Here is a 23,972-nt window from a genome sequence, read left to right as displayed (position 1 = left end):
TCCCATCATTGCAAGGAAAAACTGTAAGTTTTGACAAAACAAGGAAGAAAAAAAATTCTGTAAATCAGAAGTTTTTTATTATTTCTCCTAGATTGCCACGCAGCCTACGGCTGCTTGCAATGACGACGCATTATCCCGCAACAATGACATCCTGAACATTAGTACAATACAGCTTAAGTAATTAATAAACCGTATTTAGTCCAACTTTTAATCATTTTTCTTTACTTGATTAAAATTTAGTTCTATTGGAGTTGCTTTACCAAATATTGCAACTGAAACTTTTAACCTATTTTTTTCTTGATCTATTTCTTCTACTGTACCCATGAAAGTTTCAAAAGGACCGTCTGTAACAGTCACTATTTCACCAACTTCATACAATTTAGAATTCTTTGCTTCTTTAGCTTCTGCTTCCAAATTATTAAAAATATTTTGTATTTCACTTTCTGTAAGAGCTTTTGGCGTGGTTTTGCTTCCTAAAAAGCCGGTTACTCCAGATATATTTTTTACTAAATGCCAAGATTTATCAGTCATATTCATCTTTATCAAGATATAACTCGGCATTAGTTTTTTTTCTACCTTGACATTTTTACCGCGTTTAACTTCAGAAACTCCAAAAACAGGTATTAATATATCTTCAAAAAAACCCGTCATGTTCTGTTTAGCGATTTTTCTAAGCATATCTTCTTTAATGCGTTTCTCTGCTCCTGATGCCGTATGCACTACATACCACTGCTTTACATTTTTTTCAGAAGAAGGCAATATATTATCTATACTCTGTGCTGTCACAATTTATTCCTTATACTATTTGCCGATATTAAGCAAAAGCTGCATTATGTTATGTATACTATAATCAAGTACCAAACAAATTAGGCTAAAAATAAAAACTGCTACTACCACTACTAATGTTGAAGCAACAAGCTCTTTTCTAGTTGGCCAAACTACCTTATAAGTTTCTTGTTTAACTTGCTCAAAAAACTTATAAATTTTATATTCTTTAAACATATTTTTGTTAGGTCATTTATTAGACTTCTTACAAAATGCTACTTCTAGAGGCAATTGAGACGATAATCCAGTACTGGAATTCTCACATACTAGTATGTACTGCGATTCGAGGTGAAGTACCTCTTTCAAATTGCTCCCTATAAGCAAATTTTGTAAAAATTCTATATTTTATAGCAAAAAAGCTCTAAGCCTATAATGGCAGGAGCGACAGGTATCGAACCCGCAACCTCCGGTTTTGGAGACCGGCGCTCTACCAATTGAGCTACACTCCTATCATATTTTTAATAAAAAATCAATAAAAGTTATTAAAAATATTTGTTATTATTAAAAAATTACTATAATAAACAGTACTGTTAATTTATAAGCTGCCACGGCAAAACAACATTTATTTTTGTAAGACGTGACACCTCACCCCTAAATTATTTTTTAGCTTTAATAATATCAGCTACTTGACTCGGCACTTGATCATAATGAGAGAATATCATACTAAACTGAGCTCTACCTTGAGATAAAGACCTAAGCGTATTAACATAACCAAACATTTCCGCTAAAGGAACATTCGCAGTAACTACTTGAGCATTCCCTCTTGGATCCATGCTTTGAATTTGTCCTCTACGACTATTTAAATCGCCTATAATATCACCCATATATTCATCAGGAGTGATAACTTCAACTTGCATAATCGGCTCAAGTAATTTAGGATTACCTTTCGGCATCCCTTCTCTAAATGCTGCCTTTGCAGCAATTTCAAACGCAAGTACACTAGAATCTACATCATGAAACGCACCATCAACTAAAGTTGCTTTAAAATCAATCATAGGATAACCGGCAATAACACCGGTTTCTCTAATATTATTTAATCCTTTTTCAACACCTGGTATATATTCTTTAGGCACGGCACCACCGACGATTTTACTTTCAAAGACAAAAATTTTATTTTTATCTTCATCTTTTAGATCTTTTACCTCTTTTAGAGGCTCAAAAATAATTTTTACACGAGCAAATTGTCCTGCACCGCCGGATTGTTTCTTATGGGTATAATCAATTTCACAAACTTTTGTTATAGTTTCACGATATGCTACTTGAGGAGCTCCAATATTTGCTTCGACCTTAAACTCTCTTCTCATACGATCAATGAGAATTTCTAAATGGAGCTCTCCCATTCCTTTTATCACTGTTTGTCCTGTTTCATAATCAGTTGACACTCTAAATGATGGATCTTCAGCTGCTAAACGAGAAAGTGCGAGGCCCATTTTTTCTTGATCGGCTGTTGATTTAGGTTCTACCGCAAGCTCAATTACCGGCTCTGGAAATTCCATTCTTTCTAAGATTACTTGCTGATCAATATCAGATAACGTATCACCTGTGGTAGTATCTTTAAGACCTGCTAAAGCTACTATATCACCTGCTGATGCTTCTTTTATGTCTTCACGATTATTAGCATGCATTAATAGCATTCTACCGATTTTTTCTCTTTTATTCTTTACGGTATTAATAACAGTTGTTCCTGAAATAATTTTACCTGAATATATTCTAATAAAAGTTAATGAACCGACAAATGGGTCATTCATAATTTTAAATGCTAAAGCTGCAAAAGGCTCAGTGACCGAAATAGGGAAATCTTTTTCTTCACCGGTACTTACTTCCATACCTTTTACTATACCTATATCAATAGGCGAAGGTAGGAAATCTACTACGGCATCAAGTAAAGGCTGTACCCCTTTATTTTTAAAAGCACTACCGCATAAAACCGGATAAAATGCTGCTGAAATAGTACCTTTTCTGATTAATCTTTTAATTTCTTCTGCTGTTACTTCTTCACCTGATAAATATTTTTCCATAACATGATCATCTAACTCAACAACCATATCAAGTAATTTAGCACGATATTCTTCAGCTTTATCTTTCATATCGGCAGGTATATCTTCTTCAAAATACTCAGCTCCAAGTGCTTCATCTTTCCAAATCACTGCTTTCATTTTAATAAGATCAATGATACCTTTAAAATTTTCTTCAATCCCTACAGGCAACTGAATAACAAGCGGTTTTGCTCCTAAACGATCTTTGAGCATTTCCACGCATCTATAAAAATCTGCTCCCATTCTGTCCATTTTATTGACAAAACACATTCTAGGAACATTATATTTATCTGCTTGCCTCCAAACCGTTTCTGACTGCGGTTCAACACCTGCTACACCGTCAAATACTGCAACCGCACCGTCAAGAACACGAAGCGAACGCTCTACTTCGATAGTAAAGTCAACGTGTCCAGGAGTATCGATAATATTAATTATTTTATCTTGCCATCTACAAGTAGTAGCAGCTGAGGTAATGGTTATACCACGTTCTTGTTCTTGTTCCATCCAATCCATGGTAGCACCACCCTCATGAACTTCACCTATTTTATGCGATTTACCGGTATAGTATAAAATACGTTCGGTAGTTGTGGTTTTACCGGCATCAATGTGAGCACATATACCGATATTACGAATATGCTCAAGTTTATTTATTTTACTCATTATACCCTACCTTACTTCATTTTTTTAGGGCTAAAATGAGAGAAAGCTTTATTAGCTTCGGCCATTTTATGAGTATCTTCTTTCTTCTTAATGGCAACACCTCTATTATTAGAAGCTTCAAACAGCTCTTCGGCAAGTTTATCAATCATCATTTTTTCAGAACGTTTTGACGCAGCATTAATAATCCAACGGCTAGCAAGGGCATATCCTCTTCTTTCATCAACATGCGTCGGGACTTGATAATTAGCTCCTCCAACCCTAACCGAAGTTACTTCTAAATGCGGCTTCACGTTATGCATAGCATTATTAAAGGTTTGATACGGATCAACTCTATGCTTCTTTTCAATTTTATTAAAGGCTGAATAAACAATTTTCTCTGCAAGGGCTTTCTTCCCTTCTTTCATAATATTATTGATAAATCTTGACAGTAAAATACTGTTATATTTCATATCAGGTAAAATTACTCGCTTCTCTGCGGCATGACGACGTGACATTTTATTTTTTCTCTCTAACTAATAATTTATTTTTTTGTAACTGCAACTTGTTTACGAGGAGCACCGTAACGTGACCGACCTTGCTTACGTCCTTTAACTCCGGCAATATCATAAGCACCGAGTACGATATGATATTTCACCCCCGGAAGATCAGGAACCTGACCGCCTCTTACTAACACCCTATCATGTTCCTTTACACTATGCTTTTCACCAGGAATATATGCATTTACGGTTCTTTTATTACTTAAACGCACCGTTGCAATCTTACGAAGTGCAGAGTTAGGCTTTTTAGGGGTAACGGTTTTTACAACTAGGCAAACACCGCTTTTAAAAGGATTAGATTCTAAGGCAGGAGATTTGGTCTTACGAGTTTTTGACTTTCTCCCAAAACGTACTAATTGATTATATGTCGGCATTAAAAAAAATACTCCAAAAAAAACTTATATATACGATAATTAAAGGGTGAAAAATACTTCCACCCTTTATTTTCAATCATTTCTAAATACAAATTATAAGAATTTGTAAACTACACTAAATTTAAATTATAATTACTTTTTCCATAAAAGCAAGTATGTTTTAATTAACAATCATTTTTTTCTCAATTATTTTTGCTATAAAGCTGATTAACATCACTAAAATATAGTAACAGCACGCAGCAATAAGCATTGGAAAAAAATAATTATATGTTTCAATTGATACAATTTGTGCTCTACGCATTAAATCCATTTCTCCAAGCATAGAAATAATGGCTGATTCTTTAATCAAATTTACAAGCTCATTTACTAATGACGGAAAAATATTTTTAACTGCTTGCGGCAGAATTATATCTTTCGTTATTAAAAACTTTGGAATAGCAAGAGCTTCAGCCGCTTCAAACTGCCCTTTATCAACTGCATTAATCCCTGCCCTGATTACTTCGGAAACATATGCTCCCGAATTAAGAGAAAAAGCAATAGCTCCCGCCATAAACACACTAAATTTAATGCCTATGATATAAGGTGAAGCAAAATAAATAATACTTAATTGAATTAATAAAGGCGTTCCTCTGAAAATAGAAGTATAGAAATTTGCAAAAAGCCTTAAAGCACGATTTTTATTTACCTTACAAATAGCGAGCAGCATCCCTATTACTAAACCGAATATAACGGCAATAACGCTATATTTTAAAGTTACCAAAGTTCCCTCTACAATAAAAAAGATTTTTGGATAGAATTTTATTAAATACTCAAACATATTTTATATATATTTTTTTTTCTGTCATACCGCGGCTTGACCGCGATATCTAAAAAATAAGCATTTTTGGATCCCGCGATTTAATCGCGGGATAACATTAAAGGTTTCTAGATTCCTGCTTTCGCATGAATGACATAAGAACATTAATCAGTACACTCTCTTCACCGGCGGGACTGCTGTTACTTCATCGGTTAAAGTAGTTAAAGTCACAGGTTTATAATCAAGAACTACTTTACCTGCTTCATCGATAGAGCTAAGAGTATGCTTCATCCAATCCTCATCATTACGATCAGGATAATCTTCACGTGCATGAGCTCCTCTGCTTTCTTTTCTTGCAGCTGCCGAATATACCGTTACTAAAGCTTGATCAAGTAGATTATCTAGCTCTAAGGCTTCCACCAAATCGCTATTCCAAATTAAAGATTTATCGTTAATTTTTATATCTTTATAGCCGCTTCTTATTTCGCTAATCATTCCTGCCCCTTCATCTAGTACTTCTTGAGTTCTAAATACCGAAGCATGGCTTTGCATAGTTCTTTGCATTTTAAGCCTTAACTCTGCAACTAAAATATTACCGTTAGCGTGACGGACTTTATCAAATCTATTTATAATTTTTTCAAGGCTTTCTTCTTTTATAGACTTGTGGGGACTCGCAGGCTTAATAAGCTCGGCTGCTTTTAATGCAGAACTTCTACCAAATACTACTAAATCAAGCAAAGAATTTGATCCTAATCGGTTAGCACCGTGTACCGATACGCAAGCCGCTTCACCGATTGCCATAAGCCCTTTTACTACGCTATTATGATTTTTACCGTCTTTAATTATGACTTGACCGTGATAATTCGTCGGTATCCCGCCCATATTATAATGTACCGTAGGAAGTACCGGTATCGGCTCTTTAGTCACGTCAACACCGGCAAAAATTTTAGCCGTCTCAGAGATACCGGGCAAACGACTATGTAAAATCTCCGGCGATAAATGATTTAAATGCAAAAATACATGATCTTTATGCTCGCCGACTCCTCGCCCCTCTCTGATTTCTATAGTCATTGCTCTTGAAACTACATCTCTTGAAGCTAAATCCTTTGCAGCAGGAGCATAACGCTCCATAAAACGCTCACCGTTTGCATTAACGAGATATCCCCCTTCGCCTCTTGCCCCCTCGGTAATAAGACAGCCGGCCGAATATATACCTGTCGGATGGAACTGTACAAATTCCATATCTTGCAGTGGAAGACCGGCTCTAATCGCCATGCCGCCCCCATCACCAGTACAAGTATGAGCAGACGTCGCCGAAAAATAAGCACGCCCATATCCGCCCGTTGCAAGCACTACATTATGCGCTCTAAAACAATGCAGACTACCGTCATCTAAATTCCACGCAACTACACCTCTACATTCACCATCTTCCATCAATAAATCAATAGCAAAATACTCAACGAAAAACTGTACTTTATGTTTTAGTGACTGTTGATATAAAGTATGCAGTATTGCATGCCCTGTACGATCTGCCGCAGCACATGTACGCTGAGCTGCTTTTCCTTTGCCGTACTCTGTTGTCATTCCTCCAAAAGGACGCTGATAAATTTTTCCCTCTTCAGTTCTTGAGAAAGGTACGCCATAATGCTCTAGCTCTAAAATCGCATCGGGAGCGTTTTTGCACATATACTCAATGGCATCCTGATCGCCTAACCAATCAGAACCTTTGACCGTATCATACATATGCCAACGCCAATCATCTTCGCCCATATTCCCAAGAGCCGCACTAATTCCACCCTGAGCAGCCACAGTATGACTACGGGTTGGGAACAGCTTAGTTATACAAGCGGTATTTAGCCCTTCTTTAGCCATACCGAATGCAGAACGAAGACCTGCTCCGCCTGCACCTACAACTACTACGTCAAATTTATGATGAATGATATTATACGCTTTGGTCATTAAATTAATTTTTTACTATTTTGATACGTGAATTGTCTACCTCTGTCACCCCATGGCTTGACCACGGGGTCCAGTAATTCAATACACAATATTGTTTTCTGGATACCGCGGTCAAGCCGCGGTATGACAATTTTTATCCTTTATAAAATAGCACTACTACAAAAGCTACAATAGTAACAATGCAAAATAATTGCACTATTATAATCAATGTATTACGTAATTTGTGATAACTTATATAATCTTCAATTACTACACGCATACCAAGCATCGCATGATACAACGAAATAACCACCGTAATTAACAAAGCTACTACATTAAAAGGCTTTTTAAGTTCCCACAACATAATAATATTTATATCATTATTTTTGTTGGTTAACATAAAATATATTAGCCACACAGAACATAAAGCTAATATAATCCCCGTTACTCTTTGCAATAACCAATGATGAGAACCGCTTTTAGCAGAACCGCTATTTTTTGCTTTTACAATTTCTGCTTTAAAATCATATACCATTAATTTTCTCTATTATTTGTTTTAGCTTTTCGTCATTGCGAGGAAATTGCATAGCAATTGACGAAACAATCTCAGGCATTTGTTATTATTTCTGAGATTGCCATGTCGATGCTATGCATCTCCTCGCAATGACATTTTTAATTACTACACCCATAACAATACCGTTAATAATACAGATCCTACCACTACACACCAACCGGTGATATTAACCAATTTTATAGAAAAACCGTAACCGATATCCCAAAATAAATGCCGAATGCCGTTACATAAATGATAAAACCAAGCGTAGCTAACAGCTACTAAGCATATTTTTATAATACAGCATTCAGCAAGCTGTAAATAATTATTGTCATATTTACTAAGAATCAACCACCACACCAAGATTGACACCGCAAAAAACAAAGCTACGCCGGTCATACGATACAAAATTGATAATGTAGAACTTATTTGCGGCTTATATATAGTTAAATGCGGTGAAGTTGGACGCTTATTATAAATTTCTTGTTTGGTTTTAGTCATATATTTCTAATAAATAAACAAAGGGTTATGTCATTCCCGCGGAAGCAGGAATCCAGTAATTAAAAAATACAAATATACCGAATTTTTAAAATTAAAAGCTCTCTTTTTTCTGGATTCCCGTTTTCGCGGGAATGACATACTACACGTTTCAATCGGTCAACGACATCTATCTCTGCAACCAATGTCTTTCTACAGGCGATAAATCATCTGTCACTGCTCTCCTATCATCGAAGACAAAACATTCACCTTGCCATAAATTGTTCTTGTTTTGTGTATCTTCTAGATATTGCAGTATTCCACCCTTTAAATGATATACCTCATCATAACCTATGCTTTTAAGTAAGCTGGTGGATTTTTCACACCTGATACCACCTGTACAAACCATAGCAATTTTCTTACCTTTGAGCAATTCTTGATTCTGCTGAACCCAAGCAGGAAATTGTTTAAATGTTTTGGTATTAGGATTAACTGCTGATTTAAATGTACCAACCTCTACTTCATAATCATTTCGAGTATCTATTACTATAACATCTTGTTTTGTGATAAATTCATCCCAATCTTTCGGCTCTATATATTCGCCTTTAAACAAATCAACATTTAAACCATCAACGTTCATTGCTACGATCTCTTTCTTCAGTCTGACTTTCAATTTCTGAAAAGGATGAACATCACTATAATTTATTTTAACGTTAACATCTTTGGGACCGGTCAGCTTTATCAATTCTTCAAGTACAAGATTTACATTTTCATATGAACCTGAAAAAGAACCGTTAAAACCTTCATTAGCTAATAAAATAGTACCTCTAACATATTTTCTTTTACCTATAAGCAAAAGTTTCGGTATCAAATTCGCCGGTTCTTCTATATTAACAAAACTATATGCACTTAAAATTGCTATTTTTTCATTCATACATAAATTATTTAGGTATTATTTTTACATTCTATGTCATTCCCGCGAAGACGGGAATCCAGCAAAAGCTATAAAAAACTTATTTTTATAGCTTTCTTTTATTAAATATGTAATTTTTGTATCAATGTTAAGATTATTTTTCTGGATTTCCACCTTCGTGGAAATAACATAGAAAACTACATAACCTGCAATGGTACGAACATATTACTACTCCCCCTTTCAATCAAGAGCAAAATATTTTGCTTATCTGATTTTTTAGCATTTTCATATAATTCTTCTAGCTTACTTATATCGTCTATGCTTTTCTGATTAATATTGGTTATCACTATTCCCATTTTATCTTGAGGAATAGTATATTTTTGTCTTAGTTCTTCAGTCAAATTACCAAAAGTAATATTATTTTTAGTAATAGATAAATTATTTTCTTCTTTATTTGTTATTTCTTTCTTATTGGTCTCTTCTGTAGAATCTTTGGTAACCTCTTCATTATCCGAAGTAATTTTAATAGGTAACTCAAGCTCCTTTTTATCGCGAAGTATTTTTACTTTTACTTCCTGATCAATAGGAGCATCTGCAATAATTACACGTAATTTTTTAGTATTTTTAACCGGTATATCTGCAAACTCTATTATTATATCACCTGTTTTAATTCCCGCTTTATCACCTGGACCGTCTTCTTGTACTTTAGCTACTAACACTCCTCTAGTATTTTTAAGTCCTAGCCCTTCAGAAATTTCCTCGGTTAAATCTTGTATTGTTACTCCAAGGCGCCCTCTACTTACTTTTCCATCTTTCTTAAGACGTTCGATTATAGGCTTTGCAGTATTTGACGGTATTGCAAAACCGATACCTATATTAGTACCGAGCGGTGAAAAAATTGCCGTATTTACGCCGATTACTTTCTGATCCAAATTAAACATAGGACCACCGGAATTACCGTTATTAATTGCAGCATCCGTTTGAATAAAATTATCGACTATATTGTCCGTATCTATATCGATATCCCGCCCTTTAGAAGAAATAATACCACTTGTCACCGTACCACCTAGATTACCGAACGGATTACCGATCGCAATAACCCAATCTCCTACTCTTGCATCATTTGAATCTCCAAACTCAACAAAAGGTAGAGGTTCCTCGCTATCTATTTTTAAGAGAGCTAAATCGGTTTTAGTATCGTTACCTATTAATTTAGCCGATAATTCGGTATTATCTGCAAGTTTTATATTAATTTTATCAACATTTGCAATTACATGATAGTTTGTCACTATTAAGCCGTTAGGTTCAATAATAAATCCTGAACCAAGCGGGACACTTTTCGGAGTTTGATCAACCTCTTCCAAATTCAGCGGTATATTAAGCTTTTCTAAAAAATCATTAACTTTTTCTTGCAGAGGATCTTTCTCGGCGTTCTCCGATTTACTATTAACATATTCTATTGTTGAAATATTAACGACTGCAGGAATTAACGGTTCAACTATATCGGCAAAGCTATAACGAGCGGCTTCACTTACTTTTAAAGGAGCAGAATTTATTTCCGTAAATTCATTCTCTTCTTGAGCTGCTACTTTTAAAGACCTACTATTTTCTTTTGCTAGAACAACGTTACTTGATATTAAAACTATTATAACAATAACTATTTTCAGATTAACCATATACTCCAAGTAAATAAAAAGTAGATAAACTAGTATACTATTTAGTGAGATTTAGATATTTTAAAACTTCAGCATCCGGTGAAATTACAAAATTAGTATTCTCTTTCTTTAAAGAATTTTTATATACTAAAAGTGATCTATAAAATTTATAAAATTCCGGATCAACTGAATAAGCAGCATTATATATTTTTGCCGCCTTCTCATCACCGTCACCTTTAATAATTTGTGCATCTCGATAAGCTTTAGCAAGTATTATTTTACTTTCTTTATCTGCTTTTGAACGAATACGCACGCTTTCTTCTTGTCCTTCCGCTCTAATTTGGGTTGCTTCTTTTTCACGTGCCGTTTGCATACGACGATAAATAGCCGCACTATTTTCTTTTGGTAAGTCTGCTCTTAAAATTCTAACATCTACAACATCAATACCGAAGCTTTTAGCTTCACCGTCCACTTGATTTAAGATATTTAACATTACATTACTACGTTCCTGACTTAAAAGGCTACTTAGCGAGATTTTACCTATCACCTTACGCATTGACGATTCAAGATTACGAGTCAGCCTAATTTTCACACCTTGATAATCATGTACCGTTTTATAAAACATTACGGGATTATTAATTTGGAATTTGGCGTAGGCATCAACAATAACTCGTTTACCGTCAGCAGCCGTTAATTCTTTTGCCTCAACCTCAACATCTAAAAGACGCTTATCAAAAAATTCAACATTTTGAATAAACGGGATTTTAATATTCAGTCCTGGATTTTCTATAGTTCTAACTGCCTCACCAAACTGGAATACTACTGCAGATTGGCGTTGGTCAACTGAAAATAAGGAGCTAGAAATCAGTATCAGCCCAAAAACAATTGTAAAAATTATAGAATAAATCTTTTGTTGCATTTAATATTCCTTGTTGTTTAGATGTCATTTGTGTATAGCGTGAAAAACACGCTTGATGTCATGCCCGCAAAAGCGGGAATGACATAGCACCCCTATGGTTTAATAGCCATGTGCGGCAGTAGTGCATTATTAATAATCGTTTTATTTGAACCGCCTAATATCTCTTCGACTACTTCTAAATATAATCTATCTCTAGTTATTTGCCTACCTGTAGCATATTGTTTATAAATAGCATTAAATCTTTGGCTATCACCTTCTGCTTTCGATATAACTTCTGCTCTATAACCTTCTGCTTCTTGTATAATCTTTGCAGCCGCTCCTCTAGCTTCCGGCAAAATCTTATTATTATAGGCTTGAGCTTGATTTATTTCTTTTTCTTTATCTGCTTTTGAAGTTTGCACGTCTCTATAAGCGTCTATTACTTCGGCAGGCGGCTCGGCTTTTAATAATTGTACTTTCTCAATCATAACGCCGGCATTATAACTATCCAATATCTTCTGTGCTAATTTCTCTATTTTATAAGTAATCTCCTGCTTTTGATCGGATAATACCCAAGAAATAGGAGTATTGCCTATGACTTCCCTAACGGCACTCTCGACTGTTGCTTTTACTGTTTCTGCAGGTCTTTGTACGTTAAAAATAAAATCTTCAAGATTATTAATATGCCACATTACGTCACAATTTAAAGCAATGATATTTTCATCACCGGTGAGCATTATACTTTCACCGGCAATATTTTTAGTATTATCACCACCGCTACGCAGAGAGCTATTTGTACGATAACCAATCTCAATCCGACGTGATTGTTTAACTTTTTCAACTATTATCTTTTCAAAAGGTGCCGGTAAATGATAATTAAGCCCGGGGTAGCCCTTACGCACAAAACGCCCAAATCTTATTACCGCTGCTTCTTCGCCTTCTTTTATTTCATAAATACCCGAAGCGAGCCATAAAGCAACCACTGCAACAACAGCTAAAATTATTGTTTTAGCATTGAAATTAAACGGGAATTGAAATTGATCAAAATTAAATTGATTTTTACGCGGTCTTGTGAATATGTTATCTTCTTTATCAGAATCAAAATCTTTCCATGGGGATTTTTTTAAAATTGAGGTATGTTTTTTATTCAGCATTTGCTTTATTGTTTTATATTACTTTTAAAGATGAGATAATTATATATATTATAGTATATAACGTCAAGTTACGAGCTTAAACAGCTTTAAAAAGGAAATTTAATATGGCGAATTTACACCAACGACAAATTATAGATAAAATTCAGCATATTACCTTTAAAGACGGTACTTTTTTAAATGAAGTTATATCGGATATTATAATTAAAGGTAATAATATCGGTTTCTCAATAGATATATCAGGTAAAAACAAGTTAGAAGCTGAAGAAATTAGACTTAAGGCAATTAATAAACTTAACGAGATTTCAGAAGTAAATAAAATAACAATTGTTTTTACCGAAAGTAAACCGATGGAGAAAAAAGTTCAAAAACCAAAACATTTTGTAGAAAATGTAAAAAAAATTATCTTAGTAGCGTCAGGTAAAGGCGGAGTCGGAAAATCTACAATATCGGCTTTTATCGCTCAGCAGTTAAGTCTAGCAAATTACCGAGTCGGGATAGTAGATGCGGATATTTACGGTCCGTCAATTCCGCATATATTCGGCATTAACGAAGTACCGCAAACGAAAGATGGACGAATAATACCGGTACTTGCTCAAAGCATCGAAATTATATCTATAGGCTTCTTCGTTAAAGACCACTCAGCAATTATTTGGCGTGGTCCTATGGCGAGTAAGACTATTTATCAATTATTATCGGTAACAAAATGGGATAATTTAGATTATTTAATTATCGATATGCCGCCGGGAACAGGTGATATTCATTTAAGTATACTAGAAAATTATCATTTAGACGGCGTAATAATCGTAACTACACCACAAAAAATATCAGAAATAGACGTAATACGTTCTATAGATTTATATCAAAAACTAAATTTACCTATTTTGGGAATAATTGAGAATATGAGCTATATGCTTAAAAATAATAGTGGCGGACATTTATCACAAAAATATAATATACCACTAATCGCTCAAATTCCGATCACATCACAAATAGCCGAGGCTTGCGATAAATCACTACCTCTAACAAACTTATTAACATTACCTTTAGAGAAGTATTTACAATGAAAATACACGTATTGGAGGATGATAGAACAGGCAACACCCATCAGGCTATTGCACTTGCTGAAAAATTAACGGAAGAATATACAACAATTAAGCTTGAATATAATTGCTTAGCTAAGCTACCGAACTTTTTACTAAAATATTATCCTATTCATATAAAAAGTGATCTATTGCAGTATCTTTTGGATAAGTCCCCGCCTGATATGATAATTACCGCTGGAAGAAGAACGGCAGTACTAGCATTTTATTTAAAAAAGAAATTTAAAGATATCAAGTTAATACAAATAATGCAGCCTAATCTTCCTTACAATGCATTTGATGCCGTTATTCTGCCTTATCATGACCAACGTCATTGCGAAGCCACAAAGTGGCTGAAGCAATCTCAGGGCTTTTTTACTAGATTGCTTCGTCAATACTTCGTATTTCCTCGCAATGACGACTTTAAAAACATCATCCCCATCAACGGAGCTATCAACAACGTAACTGAACAGTTCGCCGCAGCGAACTTGGAACTCCAAAAACATTATCCTAATCTTAAACAGTTTATTGCAGTGATAATCGGTGGGAATAATAAAAAATTTAATTTCCATGAAGATGAAGCAGTTTTATTTGCTTCATTATTAAATAAAATATATACTAATCAAAAAATACCTTTTTTCATTAGTTTTAGTAGACGTACACCACACACTGTAAAATCAATTATTAAAAATAATATGCCGTCCTCCACAATTATTTATTACCCGAACGAAGACGCAGGCTATAATCCTTATATAGCTATGCTCTCCAAGGCAAAATATATAATCTCTACGGCCGACTCAATCTCAATGTGCAGTGAAGCAGCTTCAAGCGGCAAGCCTCTTTATATATTCTGCCCACCAAACTTTAATTCGTCAAAGCATAAGATTTTTATAAAGCAGTTAGTAGAACAGAAGATAGCAAGAATTTTTGATAAGTCGGCTATTGCTCTAGAAGAATATAGCTACAAACCCTTAAATGAAGCAGAAAGAGTAGCTGAAATTATTAAATCTTTAATCAAAAGCTGGTAATTATATGGATAAAGATATACAATCATATATATTCATTAATAAGCTAAAATCTTTACCGTTTGTCAACGAAATATGGCTTTTTGGTTTCTCGTGCTAGAGGGGATAACGATGAGCATTCTGTATCTGCCCTAATATTCCAAGATCAAGAATGGCTAGCAGTTATTTCTATTATAGAGAATGCCGACACGCTTTTAAAAATAGATTGTGTAAGGTTTGAAAGTACTAAAATAAGCTCTGAACTTTATAAAAATATATTAAAAGAAAAAAAATTATATATGTCAAAAATAAACCTTAAACTTGAAAAATTTCGTAAAGCTTTTATGACGCTTAAAGATATTTATTTAAAACCGACAACAGAAGATAGGGCTTATATTGATGCTACTATACAAAGATTTGAATTTACTTTTGAACTCGCTTGGAAGTTTTTAAAAGAATATTTTTCTCAAAAAGGCACATTTCTTCACTATCCTAAAGAAGTGATAAAGGAAGCTTTTGTTGCCGGTATTATAAATGATGAGAGTTTATGGATTTATATGCTTACTGATCGTAGTAATATGATATCTTATACTTACGATAAAAAGCTTGCTGATGTAATATATAACCGAATAAGAAATTATGTTCCTGAACTTAAGAAATTACTAAATATCATTGACTTAAAGATTTAATAATACCTTGCAGAGTTTGGACTTCAGGGGAAGAGAGACTATTTATACGTGTAAATATATTAGTGATATTTTGTTGCATAGCAGTTTTTTTGTCGGGAGCCTTGAAGAATCCAGCTTTATCGAGTTTGCCGAATAAATTTACTAAAAAATGCTCTATTTCTTCTTTAGTAGCTAATTTTTGAATGTTATGTACATCCTCTCTGGGCGTAGAATTACGCAACAACTCATAGCATATAATAATAACCGCTTGAGCAATGTTTAATGAGCTAAATTCGGTTGTATTAATAGTGATAATCTTATTAGCAAATGCGATTTCTTCGTTGCTAAGCCCATTATTTTCCCGTCCGAACATTATCCCGACTTTTTCAGAATTTGGATAATCTAAAGGTAAATTTTGTGAAAATACATAATCTTTATTCATAGCCCTTTTAATGCAAGTAGTAGCATATAAATATTCGAGGTCTTTAATGCTATCCTCTAGGCTATCAAAAATTTTTGCATGATCTATAATATTAACCGCTCCGACTGCATTACTACGTGCTTGCTCATTAGGCCAACCGTCTCTTGGAGCCACGATTCTAAGCTCATTTAAGCCAAAATTCTTCATTGCTCTTGCAGTAGCACCGATATTCGCACCCATTTGCGGGGCAACTAATATTATTATTGGATTCATTTTAATAATTTTTTGTAACTAAGCAGGTATAGGCAATCGCTACGGCGTCAGCTTCATCAGAATTGGTAATTAAGGCAGTGCCAGACAGCAAAAGCTTTATCATATGCAACATTTGGTCTTTCTCTGCATGCCCATATCCTGTTACGGTTTTTTTTACCGTATTTGGCTTAAACTCTCGCATGTCCAAATTATATCTACCGATCAGCGACATTATCGCCCCTCTAGCATATCCAAGCTTTAAAGAAGTCACGCTATTAGTATTAACAAATGTTTCTTCAATCGCTGCCATATTTGGTTGATATTCTAATATTACTTTTTCTAATGTACTATTAATAAAAGCAAGTCTATGATGAATTGCATCCTTACTATTTGTTCTAATAATACCACTAGCTAAATATTTCAACTGTGCGTTCTCCTTTGCCACTACTGCCCATCCAAGACTCCCAAGTGCCGGATCAATCCCAAGTATTATCATGATTATTTAATGTTATTTTTATTGGTATTATTATATGGCTTTTATGTCATTCCCGCTTTCGGGGAATGACATCGAAAACGATCCAACAAAGCCTGTCAAGCCACAGGGTGACAGCTTTATATCTTCATATACTGATAAAATTCTTGATTATTCTCCCACAGCTCACGCACCTTAACGAATAAAAATAAATGAACAGGAAATCCAAAAAATCTCTCCATTTGCATTCGGGATTTTGCTCCTATTTCTTTGATTTTAGAGCCATTTTTACCGAGTATTATAGTTTTATAGCTCTCTCTTGAAACTACTATAACTTGATTAATCTTTACGGATTTGTCTTTAAGATCTTCCCATTTTTCGGTTTGTACGGTTAATTTATAAGGGAGTTCTTTCTGCAAATTTAAAAATAACTGCTCTCTTGTAATTTCTGCTGCAATAAAACGCATAGGTAAATCCGTTATGTCGTCTTCCGCATAAAGCCAAGGAGAAATTTTGGCCTTACTTGTGATATATTCAAGTAATCCATCAATATTTTTGCCTGATAAAGCAGATATAGGAAAAAGCAAGCTATCAGGATGATTTTCTGTTAAAAAAGCTTTAATGTCATTTAGATATTTTGATTCGATGTCTATTTTGTTCAATAAAAATATCGGAACAATATTAAGTGAGCGAAGCTTATCTACAATATTATGCGTTATATCATCAAACGACTTTAGACTATCAATAATTAACAGAACTAAATCCGCACTATGCAAACTAGACCACGCACATCTTACCATTGCTTTCTCTAAGCTCCCTTTCGGCTCAAATATACCGGGCGTATCGTATAAAATTACCTGTGTATCTTTTAAGGTAATAATACCGGTAATAATTGACCTAGTAGTTTGAACTTTTGGGGTAACGATTGAAAGCTTCTCACCGATTATTCTGTTTAATAAAGTTGATTTTCCGCTATTAGGTCGCCCGATTATACAAACCGATACCGTTTTCTGATTAGGCATCTTCCCAAACTGCACTTCTAGAGGTAATTGAGACGTCGATCCAGTACTCGTATCCTCGCGTACTGCGGCGGCAAGTGCTTCCGTGTCTCCTTTAAATTCCTCTCTATAAGCGAATTTGGCAAGATGTCTATTAGTCATTTTTAAGTCTATGCAATAAGCTGCGTGCTGCGTTTTTCTCTGCTTCTTTTATTGCGTGACCAGTGCCTGTTTGTTCATAATCTTTTACTTTTACAAGAACCGTAAAAGTCGATGAATGGGAGGCTCCTTCTCTTTTGATCAGACGATATATAGGTAGGTGATGATCACTAGCTTGAGCCCATTCTTGTAAAGCAGTTTTTGGGTCATAATCCGTTAAATTCTGAACTTTTATAAATTCTGCCCATAACTTCTCGATAATATCATGGGTTGTTTCAATATTGCTATCAAGATATATAGCTGCAATTAAAGCTTCTGTGGCATTTTCTATATTATTAAGATTATCACGCCCGCCTGCTACTTCTTCGCCATGAGTCATAATTATATAATTTTTTAAAGTAAGTTTAGCTCCAACCATGCATATTGTTTCTTTGCAAACCAAATATGATCTAATTTTAGCTAAATTCCCCTCATTATAATTTGCAAAATTTCTAAATAAAATTTCTGTGATTACTAAATTTAATACAGCATCACCTAGAAATTCTAATCGTTCATAATCTTTATCATCCTTGTACTCGTGATGTTGCCTTAAAGACGGGTGACTCAACGCCTCTATTAAAAGCTCTTTATTTTTGAAACTATAGCTAAGTAGCTTTTCTAACTTCTCAAATGATTCCATTACGCATCCGTGTTATAAAGATTTCTGAAAATTCGATTTAACCTAACAGATTCAATCCATGGCTTTAACTTTAGTACTAGATTAATAACTCCTATATCATTATCCCACCAAGTTATTTTTGTTGAGAACCAAATAAATTGTGCTTTAGCAATAAAATTTTCAAACGGTACAAATCCAAGATTTACTCTACTATCATTTGACTGATCTCTATTATCCCCTAAAAAGAAATATTGCCCTTCAGGTACATAAAAAACATCCGTATTACCGTATCTATCATTATATATAACACCATAAATAGGAGCAAGCTTATAAGAAAAATATGTTCTACCGTTTGGCAGTGTTTCTTTAAACTTTAAATATTTTATTCCCTCTTCGCTTATATAAGTTCCAACTTCCGTGCGTTCTATTTTTTTGTCGTTAATATATATTACGTCATCAATCAATTGAATTTTATCACCGGGTAACCCTATTAAACGCTTTATATATCTAACACTCATATCGTTAGGCGGACGAAAAACTACAATATCGCCACGATCCGGTTCACGAGCAAATATGCGCCCTTTAAAAAGAGGAATAAAATCAAAAAAAGATAAAGAATAATTACTATAACCATAACTATATTTCGTAGAAAATATATAATCATTCTCAAGTATGGTTGCTTTCATAGACCCGGTCGGAACGGTAAACGGCTCCATAATAAGTATTCTAATAAGTAAAGCGATACATATTACAAAAGCAAAAGACCCCCACTCTTGCTTAGCTGTTTTATTAGTGTTTGATTTTGTATTATCTGTTTGCATAATCTCTTAATTATTTATAAATTGGAATCGTCATTGCGAGGAAATTATAAAGTAATTGACGAAGCAATCTCAGGAGTTTGTTATTATTTCATGAGATTACCACGCTCCTCTCTCCTTTCAGTCGTTCGCAATGACGGCTTAGTATCCACGCAGGCAATATCTCCTCGCAATGACGATAAAAAGTCAAACCACACTATCACTCTTTATCCTTGCCTCAATCTCGCTTCTAAAATGGCGTATCAGCCCTTGAATCGGCCAAGCTGCCGCATCACCTAAAGCACAGATAGTATGCCCCTCTATTTCTTTCGTAACGTTAAGGAGTTCGTCTATCTCAGATTTTTTGACATTACCTTTAACTAGTCGCATCATAACTCGCCACATCCAGCCCGTACCCTCACGGCAAGGAGTACATTGCCCGCAAGATTCATGCATGTAAAATTTACTAAGCCTTGCTATTGCATAAATAATATCGGTAGATTGATCCATAACTATAATACCTCCTGTACCAAGTCCAGAACCTGCTGTTCTTAAACTATCAAAATCCATATCCACTTCACATAATGACTTAGGAAGTAAAGGCACGGAAGAACCGCCCGGGATTATGGCTTTAAGATTATCCCATCCACCACGAACACCACCCGCATATTTCTCAATCAATTCTTTTAACGAAATGCCCATTGCTTCCTCAACATTACAAGGCTTGTTAACATGCCCTGATATGCAGAAAATCTTAGTGCCCGTATTGTTAGGTTTACCTATACCAGCAAACCAGCTAGCTCCTCGTCTTAAAATGGTTGGCACTACTGCGATAGACTCAACATTATTTATAGTAGTCGGACAGCCATATAACCCAAAGCCGGCAGGAAAAGGCGGCTTTAAACGAGGCATACCTTTTTTGCCCTCTAAGCTTTCAAGCAATGCCGTTTCTTCGCCACAAATATAAGCACCCGCCCCACGATGTAAATAAATATTACAATCAAAGCCCGAACCGCAAGAATTCTTTCCTATTAACCCTTCTTTATAGGCTTCATCTAAGGCACGCTGAATATTAGAGGCTTCATTATAAAATTCACCTCTAATATAGATATAACAATTATTTGCTCCTATAGCAAAGCTTGCAAGCAAGCAACCTTCTATTAATTTGTGCGGCTCAAACCTTAATATATCACGATCCTTACAAGTACCAGGCTCAGACTCGTCGGCATTTACTACTAAATAGCAAGACTGCTCTAAATTTTTAGGCATAAATGACCATTTCATACCGGTAGAAAATCCGGCACCTCCTCGCCCTCTAAGCCCTGATTTCTTAACCTCTTCAACGATGAAATCTCTACCTTTATCAAGCAAAGCTTTAGTATTCTCCCAATCGCCTCGCTTCTTGCTAGATTTCAAATCATGGCTTTGCTGCCCATGCAGGTTAGTAAAAATTTTGTCTTCTTCTTTTAGCATAAACTATTCTCGTTATGGCTTAAAAACGTCATTGCGAGGAAAAATTGAAAATTTTGACGAAGCAACCTCGTGCCAAAATCCTGAGATTGTCATGCAGGCTATGGCCACTCACAATGACAATAAAGCCGGCCCAAGCAACAATGCCTGCTCGCAATGATGATTCTTTACCTTTCTATTACTTTTTTATTAAACTTCCTATTAACAAACATTGTAAGTATCGGAGCAGAGATAAAAATTGAGGAATAAGTACCGGCTATTATCCCAAAAAATACAAGTACGCTAAAACTACGGATTGCCTCACCGCCAAAAAGAATAAGGGCTAAATTGGCAAGTAGCGTGGTAATGACAGTTAAAATAGTTCTTGATAAAGTCTCATTAATACTTAAATTTATAATGTCCGTGATATTTTTTTTATGATATTTACGTAAATTTTCTCTAATCCTATCATATATTACTACCGAATCATTAACGGAATAACCTATAATAGTTAACACTGCAGCAATAGTACTTAAGTTAAAATCAAGCTTTGTCATACTCATAAACCCAAGAGCGAGTATTACGTCATGCACTAAGGCGATAAGTATACCAAGACCAAAATACCACTCAAAACGCACCCAAATATAAACCATAATCGCTAAGAAAGAGAATAGCATCGCCATAGCCCCCGCTTCTATTAGCTGCCTACCGACTTGCGGACCGACAAAATCTACCTTACGATATTCAAACTTATACGGAAAATTACTTTGCAAAAATCCTTTAATTAACTCAATATTTTTCATGAGATTTTCTTCACTACTACTACCGAATCTAATCGATAAATCACGCTCACTACCGAAATTCTGTAAGACCACCTCACCTATTCCAAGCTTGCCTAGAACCCCACGCATTTTTGGCAAATCAGGAGCTTGATCAAGCCTTACTTCAATAACTATACCGCCGGCAAAATCAATACCGAAATTAAATTTATATATACCGATCCAAATAAAGCTAATGAGTGATAAAATAATTGAGAAAGTGTAACTAACTTTTTTAAAATTCATAAAATCAAAATCGATTTTATTAGGTAAAAGTCTTAAAGGATAAATTTGCATTATTATATATTTTGTTGAATAAGGATTATATTTGTATTATATAGTAAATTCAAAAAGGTTAAATGATTTTTTATGTCAGAAGTAGTAGTAAAAGAACAATTAGAGCAATATATAAGCAAAATAGAAAGATTAGAACAAGAAAAAGCTGATTTATCTCAAGAAGTAAAAGATATCTTCCAAGATGCTTCTTCACATGGATTTGATGTTAAAGCTATGAAATCTATATTGAAACTAAAGAAATTGGATAAAGATAAACTTGCCGAGCAGGACGCTATGCTTGAGCTTTATAGAGATACTTTAGGGATTTGAGGCATACGTCATTGCGAGGAAATTACGAAGTAATTGACGAAGCAATCTAAGGAGTTTGTTATTATTTCATGAGATTGCCATGCAGCCTACGGCTGCTTGCAATGACGTATTTAGTATTCACGTAGCAATGCACTCTTTCGCAGTAATGACATAAGAGATACAAATATATTTAAGCTTTTGCTGCCTTAGTTTTAGCAATAGGAATATGTCTCTCTTTAATTCTAGCCGACTTACCGCTTCTATTTCTTAAATAATAAAGTTTAGCACGACAAACTACTCCGTATTTTACTACATCAATAGAGTGTACTATCGGCGAGTAAGTCATAAAGCGTCTTTCGACTCCTTCACCGTGGCTAATTTTACGTACTAAGAAAGATGAAGTAATACCGCGATTTCTTTTTGCGATAACTACACCTTCATAAGCTTGAAATCTTTCCGTTAATTTTTCCTTACCGTCTTTCTCAATCGATCTATCAATAATTTTAACAGTTACCTTAACTGTATCGCCGGCTTCAAAATCAGGAATTTTTTTATTTGCAGTACGCTTTGAAATATTTTCCTGTTCAAAGCGGTCAATAATATTCATTTTTTAACTCCTTAACTCTATAAATCTTTAAGTAACTCCGGACGGCGTAATTTAGTAATCATATGTGATTGCTCTTTTTTCCATTCATTAATTAGTCTGTGGTTACCGGATAACAAAACACTCGGTACAGCTCGATCACGCCAAATTTCAGGTCTTGTATATAGGCTGCATTCAAGCCCACCCTTAAATTCCCCGTCTTCTTCAAAAGACTCAGAAGATAAGGTATTTTGGTTCATTAAAACACCTGGCAGTAGTCTAATTAAGCAATCGAGAATGGTGAGGGTAGGTATTTCTCCGCCGGATAAAATGTAGTCGCCTACACTAATTTCTTTAACATTATACTCTTCAATTACACGTTCGTCAATCCCTTCGTAACGTCCACATAAGAATATGAGGTTTTTATTTTTTAACATCTCTTTAGCAAAGCTTTGGGTAAAGACTCTACCGCGAGGTGAAGGATAGTACATTTCAGCATTAGGATTTAAAGCAAGAGCATGATCTATGCTACTGCCTAGAACATCAGGACGCATTATAAGCCCGTTACCACCGCCATAAGCCTCATCATCAATATTTTTATGCTTAGTTAAACCGAAATCTCGAATATTAATAACGTCATATGACCAAATATTTTTATTTAGTGCTTGTCCTGCTAAAGAATGTCCTAGAGTTCCAGGAAACATTTCAGGAAAAACGGTTAAGATTGTGGCATGAAGTATAGACATACGTTTAAAATAGTAGACAGTACCAATTAACGCAATAAAATTATAATTTAATTATTTATCCCACCCACCTGTCCTATAATCTTCTTTTCTTTGTTTTTTAGCAGCAGCTGTTGTACCACTCCTAAATGCTTCAGCTTTTTGTTGATGCGTTTTATGAGCTTGATCACTTTGAAATTTTTGAAATTCTGCTTTCTTAGCAGCTTCTATATTAATGGACTTGTTATTTTCTCTAAGCGTCTCATAGCATCTTTATCTAAACTAATACCTGCTTCTTTTGCTTGCTGCTCTATTTTTAATGCTGTCTTATAACCTGCTGCTGCGTTTTTAGCTATAACTTGCCTCTGCATCAACCCACTTTTCTAGAATCTTTCTTCATTGCATCATTATATGGATTTATCTTATTATTTTTAATATCCTTTATTTGTTTTTCTGCTTTCTTTTTATCAAAAAATCTTCTGGCATAACTTC

Annotated in this window: 27 protein-coding genes and 1 tRNA gene; 4 read left to right on the top strand and 24 right to left on the bottom strand. The window is 34.7% G+C overall.

Annotation, left to right across the window (positions count from 1 at the left end):
* Positions 1–207 precede the first annotated feature (207 nt).
* From nusG to hflK, 14 genes are all read right to left on the bottom strand, one after another.
* Positions 208–786: a transcription termination/antitermination protein NusG gene (gene nusG / locus RAF_RS00915; protein ID WP_012719410.1), complete on the bottom strand. Its 579-nt coding sequence runs from the start codon at positions 784–786 to the stop codon at positions 208–210.
* Positions 787–801: 15 nt separating this feature from the next.
* Entirely contained in the window at positions 802–1,002 is a 201-nt protein-coding gene (secE, locus tag RAF_RS00910; protein WP_004996644.1) for a preprotein translocase subunit SecE, read from the bottom strand.
* Positions 1,003–1,198: 196 nt separating this feature from the next.
* A tRNA-Trp gene (locus tag RAF_RS00905) sits at positions 1,199–1,274 on the bottom strand.
* Positions 1,275–1,421: 147 nt separating this feature from the next.
* Positions 1,422–3,521: an elongation factor G gene (gene fusA / locus RAF_RS00900; protein WP_012719409.1), complete on the bottom strand. Its 2,100-nt coding sequence runs from the start codon at positions 3,519–3,521 to the stop codon at positions 1,422–1,424.
* Between the two features lie 11 nt (positions 3,522–3,532).
* Entirely contained in the window at positions 3,533–4,015 is a 483-nt protein-coding gene (gene rpsG / locus RAF_RS00895) for a 30S ribosomal protein S7 (protein WP_004996646.1), read from the bottom strand.
* A gap of 26 nt (positions 4,016–4,041) precedes the next feature.
* On the bottom strand, positions 4,042–4,431 hold the full coding sequence (gene rpsL / locus RAF_RS00890) for a 30S ribosomal protein S12 (RefSeq protein WP_004996647.1): 390 nt from the start codon (positions 4,429–4,431) through the stop codon (positions 4,042–4,044).
* Between the two features lie 160 nt (positions 4,432–4,591).
* On the bottom strand, positions 4,592–5,248 hold the full coding sequence (locus RAF_RS00885) for an amino acid ABC transporter permease (protein WP_004996648.1): 657 nt from the start codon (positions 5,246–5,248) through the stop codon (positions 4,592–4,594).
* Positions 5,249–5,395: 147 nt separating this feature from the next.
* On the bottom strand, positions 5,396–7,186 hold the full coding sequence (gene sdhA / locus RAF_RS00880; RefSeq protein ID WP_012719408.1) for a succinate dehydrogenase flavoprotein subunit: 1,791 nt from the start codon (positions 7,184–7,186) through the stop codon (positions 5,396–5,398).
* A 133-nt stretch (positions 7,187–7,319) separates the two neighbouring features.
* The gene (gene sdhD / locus RAF_RS00875) at positions 7,320–7,700 is read right to left on the bottom strand and encodes a succinate dehydrogenase, hydrophobic membrane anchor protein (RefSeq protein WP_012719407.1); all 381 of its coding nucleotides are present in this window, start codon (positions 7,698–7,700) and stop codon (positions 7,320–7,322) included.
* A 144-nt stretch (positions 7,701–7,844) separates the two neighbouring features.
* Positions 7,845–8,219: a succinate dehydrogenase, cytochrome b556 subunit gene (gene sdhC, locus RAF_RS00870; RefSeq protein WP_010976843.1), complete on the bottom strand. Its 375-nt coding sequence runs from the start codon at positions 8,217–8,219 to the stop codon at positions 7,845–7,847.
* 166 nt (positions 8,220–8,385) lie between these two features.
* Positions 8,386–9,129 (bottom strand): rhodanese domain-containing protein, encoded by a 744-nt coding sequence (locus tag RAF_RS00865; RefSeq protein WP_012719406.1) that lies wholly within the window; start codon positions 9,127–9,129, stop codon positions 8,386–8,388.
* Positions 9,130–9,305: 176 nt separating this feature from the next.
* The gene (locus RAF_RS00860; protein ID WP_012719405.1) at positions 9,306–10,784 is read right to left on the bottom strand and encodes a Do family serine endopeptidase; all 1,479 of its coding nucleotides are present in this window, start codon (positions 10,782–10,784) and stop codon (positions 9,306–9,308) included.
* Positions 10,785–10,821: 37 nt separating this feature from the next.
* Entirely contained in the window at positions 10,822–11,682 is an 861-nt protein-coding gene (hflC, locus tag RAF_RS00855) for a protease modulator HflC (protein ID WP_012719404.1), read from the bottom strand.
* A gap of 92 nt (positions 11,683–11,774) precedes the next feature.
* A complete protein-coding gene (gene hflK, locus RAF_RS00850; RefSeq protein ID WP_012719403.1) occupies positions 11,775–12,815 on the bottom strand; it encodes an FtsH protease activity modulator HflK in 1,041 nt (346 codons plus the stop codon).
* Positions 12,816–12,919: 104 nt separating this feature from the next.
* On the opposite strand from hflK, the gene RAF_RS00845 reads away from it, so the two are divergent.
* Genes RAF_RS00845 through RAF_RS09605 form a run of 3 tightly spaced genes read left to right on the top strand, consistent with a single transcriptional unit; the run spans position 12,920 to position 15,587 of the window.
* On the top strand, positions 12,920–13,879 hold the full coding sequence (locus tag RAF_RS00845; protein ID WP_012719402.1) for an Mrp/NBP35 family ATP-binding protein: 960 nt from the start codon (positions 12,920–12,922) through the stop codon (positions 13,877–13,879).
* On the top strand, positions 13,876–14,922 hold the full coding sequence (locus RAF_RS00840) for a mitochondrial fission ELM1 family protein (protein WP_012719401.1): 1,047 nt from the start codon (positions 13,876–13,878) through the stop codon (positions 14,920–14,922). The genes RAF_RS00845 and RAF_RS00840 overlap by 4 nt, the downstream gene beginning before the upstream one ends.
* A gap of 59 nt (positions 14,923–14,981) precedes the next feature.
* A complete protein-coding gene (locus tag RAF_RS09605; protein WP_012719400.1) occupies positions 14,982–15,587 on the top strand; it encodes a nucleotidyltransferase substrate binding protein in 606 nt (201 codons plus the stop codon).
* Here RAF_RS09605 and RAF_RS00825 read toward each other — a convergent pair.
* The 7 genes from RAF_RS00825 to secF form a co-directional block, all read right to left on the bottom strand.
* Positions 15,568–16,260 (bottom strand): RNA methyltransferase, encoded by a 693-nt coding sequence (locus RAF_RS00825; protein ID WP_012719399.1) that lies wholly within the window; start codon positions 16,258–16,260, stop codon positions 15,568–15,570. The two genes, RAF_RS09605 and RAF_RS00825, sit on opposite strands and share 20 nt — an antisense overlap.
* A gap of 1 nt (position 16,261) precedes the next feature.
* Positions 16,262–16,735, bottom strand: coding sequence for a crossover junction endodeoxyribonuclease RuvC (ruvC, locus tag RAF_RS00820; protein WP_012719398.1), 474 nt, complete (start codon positions 16,733–16,735; stop codon positions 16,262–16,264).
* A 116-nt stretch (positions 16,736–16,851) separates the two neighbouring features.
* Entirely contained in the window at positions 16,852–17,871 is a 1,020-nt protein-coding gene (gene era, locus RAF_RS00815) for a GTPase Era (RefSeq protein WP_012719397.1), read from the bottom strand.
* Positions 17,864–18,547, bottom strand: a complete 684-nt coding sequence (gene rnc, locus RAF_RS00810) for a ribonuclease III (RefSeq protein ID WP_004996667.1) — start codon at positions 18,545–18,547, stop codon at positions 17,864–17,866. Before rnc ends, era begins: the two co-directional genes overlap by 8 nt.
* Positions 18,547–19,347: a signal peptidase I gene (lepB, locus tag RAF_RS00805; RefSeq protein ID WP_012719396.1), complete on the bottom strand. Its 801-nt coding sequence runs from the start codon at positions 19,345–19,347 to the stop codon at positions 18,547–18,549. Before lepB ends, rnc begins: the two co-directional genes overlap by 1 nt.
* 183 nt (positions 19,348–19,530) lie before the next feature.
* On the bottom strand, positions 19,531–20,796 hold the full coding sequence (gene nuoF, locus RAF_RS00800) for an NADH-quinone oxidoreductase subunit NuoF (RefSeq protein WP_012719395.1): 1,266 nt from the start codon (positions 20,794–20,796) through the stop codon (positions 19,531–19,533).
* Between the two features lie 164 nt (positions 20,797–20,960).
* Positions 20,961–21,887, bottom strand: a complete 927-nt coding sequence (gene secF, locus RAF_RS00795; RefSeq protein WP_012719394.1) for a protein translocase subunit SecF — start codon at positions 21,885–21,887, stop codon at positions 20,961–20,963.
* A gap of 72 nt (positions 21,888–21,959) precedes the next feature.
* Between secF and RAF_RS00790 the strand changes: the two genes are divergently transcribed.
* Positions 21,960–22,196, top strand: coding sequence for a DUF2312 domain-containing protein (locus RAF_RS00790; RefSeq protein WP_004996682.1), 237 nt, complete (start codon positions 21,960–21,962; stop codon positions 22,194–22,196).
* A gap of 169 nt (positions 22,197–22,365) precedes the next feature.
* On the opposite strand, the gene rplS is transcribed toward RAF_RS00790, so the two are convergent.
* From rplS to RAF_RS09175, 3 genes are all read right to left on the bottom strand, one after another.
* The gene (gene rplS, locus RAF_RS00785) at positions 22,366–22,782 is read right to left on the bottom strand and encodes a 50S ribosomal protein L19 (protein ID WP_012719393.1); all 417 of its coding nucleotides are present in this window, start codon (positions 22,780–22,782) and stop codon (positions 22,366–22,368) included.
* Between the two features lie 17 nt (positions 22,783–22,799).
* Positions 22,800–23,504 (bottom strand): tRNA (guanosine(37)-N1)-methyltransferase TrmD, encoded by a 705-nt coding sequence (trmD, locus tag RAF_RS00780; protein ID WP_004996686.1) that lies wholly within the window; start codon positions 23,502–23,504, stop codon positions 22,800–22,802.
* Positions 23,505–23,707: 203 nt separating this feature from the next.
* On the bottom strand, positions 23,708–23,851 hold the full coding sequence (locus RAF_RS09175) for a hypothetical protein (RefSeq protein WP_014410359.1): 144 nt from the start codon (positions 23,849–23,851) through the stop codon (positions 23,708–23,710).
* Positions 23,852–23,972 lie beyond the last annotated feature (121 nt).

The organism is Rickettsia africae ESF-5, assembly GCF_000023005.1.
Classification (GTDB): Bacteria; Pseudomonadota; Alphaproteobacteria; order Rickettsiales; family Rickettsiaceae; genus Rickettsia; species Rickettsia rickettsii.
This window is presented reverse-complemented; position numbering and strand designations above follow the sequence as displayed.

Excerpts from the sequence above, each read along its gene's own strand:
- secE (WP_004996644.1), bottom strand. The coding sequence starts at position 1,002 with ATGTTTAAAGAATATAAAATTTATAAGTTTTTTGAGCAAGTTAAACAA.
- fusA (WP_012719409.1), bottom strand. The coding sequence starts at position 3,521 with ATGAGTAAAATAAATAAACTTGAGCATATTCGTAATATCGGTATATGT.
- rpsG (WP_004996646.1), bottom strand. The coding sequence starts at position 4,015 with ATGTCACGTCGTCATGCCGCAGAGAAGCGAGTAATTTTACCTGATATG.
- rpsL (WP_004996647.1), bottom strand. The coding sequence starts at position 4,431 with ATGCCGACATATAATCAATTAGTACGTTTTGGGAGAAAGTCAAAAACT.
- RAF_RS00885 (WP_004996648.1), bottom strand. The coding sequence starts at position 5,248 with ATGTTTGAGTATTTAATAAAATTCTATCCAAAAATCTTTTTTATTGTA.
- sdhA (WP_012719408.1), bottom strand. The coding sequence starts at position 7,186 with ATGACCAAAGCGTATAATATCATTCATCATAAATTTGACGTAGTAGTT.
- sdhD (WP_012719407.1), bottom strand. The coding sequence starts at position 7,700 with ATGGTATATGATTTTAAAGCAGAAATTGTAAAAGCAAAAAATAGCGGT.
- sdhC (WP_010976843.1), bottom strand. The coding sequence starts at position 8,219 with ATGACTAAAACCAAACAAGAAATTTATAATAAGCGTCCAACTTCACCG.
- RAF_RS00865 (WP_012719406.1), bottom strand. The coding sequence starts at position 9,129 with ATGAATGAAAAAATAGCAATTTTAAGTGCATATAGTTTTGTTAATATA.
- RAF_RS00860 (WP_012719405.1), bottom strand. The coding sequence starts at position 10,784 with ATGGTTAATCTGAAAATAGTTATTGTTATAATAGTTTTAATATCAAGT.
- hflC (WP_012719404.1), bottom strand. The coding sequence starts at position 11,682 with ATGCAACAAAAGATTTATTCTATAATTTTTACAATTGTTTTTGGGCTG.
- hflK (WP_012719403.1), bottom strand. The coding sequence starts at position 12,815 with ATGCTGAATAAAAAACATACCTCAATTTTAAAAAAATCCCCATGGAAA.
- RAF_RS00845 (WP_012719402.1), top strand. The coding sequence starts at position 12,920 with ATGGCGAATTTACACCAACGACAAATTATAGATAAAATTCAGCATATT.
- RAF_RS00840 (WP_012719401.1), top strand. The coding sequence starts at position 13,876 with ATGAAAATACACGTATTGGAGGATGATAGAACAGGCAACACCCATCAG.
- RAF_RS00825 (WP_012719399.1), bottom strand. The coding sequence starts at position 16,260 with ATGAATCCAATAATAATATTAGTTGCCCCGCAAATGGGTGCGAATATC.
- ruvC (WP_012719398.1), bottom strand. The coding sequence starts at position 16,735 with ATGATAATACTTGGGATTGATCCGGCACTTGGGAGTCTTGGATGGGCA.
- era (WP_012719397.1), bottom strand. The coding sequence starts at position 17,871 with ATGACTAATAGACATCTTGCCAAATTCGCTTATAGAGAGGAATTTAAA.
- rnc (WP_004996667.1), bottom strand. The coding sequence starts at position 18,547 with ATGGAATCATTTGAGAAGTTAGAAAAGCTACTTAGCTATAGTTTCAAA.
- lepB (WP_012719396.1), bottom strand. The coding sequence starts at position 19,347 with ATGCAAACAGATAATACAAAATCAAACACTAATAAAACAGCTAAGCAA.
- nuoF (WP_012719395.1), bottom strand. The coding sequence starts at position 20,796 with ATGCTAAAAGAAGAAGACAAAATTTTTACTAACCTGCATGGGCAGCAA.
- secF (WP_012719394.1), bottom strand. The coding sequence starts at position 21,887 with ATGCAAATTTATCCTTTAAGACTTTTACCTAATAAAATCGATTTTGAT.
- RAF_RS00790 (WP_004996682.1), top strand. The coding sequence starts at position 21,960 with ATGTCAGAAGTAGTAGTAAAAGAACAATTAGAGCAATATATAAGCAAA.
- rplS (WP_012719393.1), bottom strand. The coding sequence starts at position 22,782 with ATGAATATTATTGACCGCTTTGAACAGGAAAATATTTCAAAGCGTACT.
- trmD (WP_004996686.1), bottom strand. The coding sequence starts at position 23,504 with ATGTCTATACTTCATGCCACAATCTTAACCGTTTTTCCTGAAATGTTT.
- RAF_RS09175 (WP_014410359.1), bottom strand. The coding sequence starts at position 23,851 with ATGCAGAGGCAAGTTATAGCTAAAAACGCAGCAGCAGGTTATAAGACA.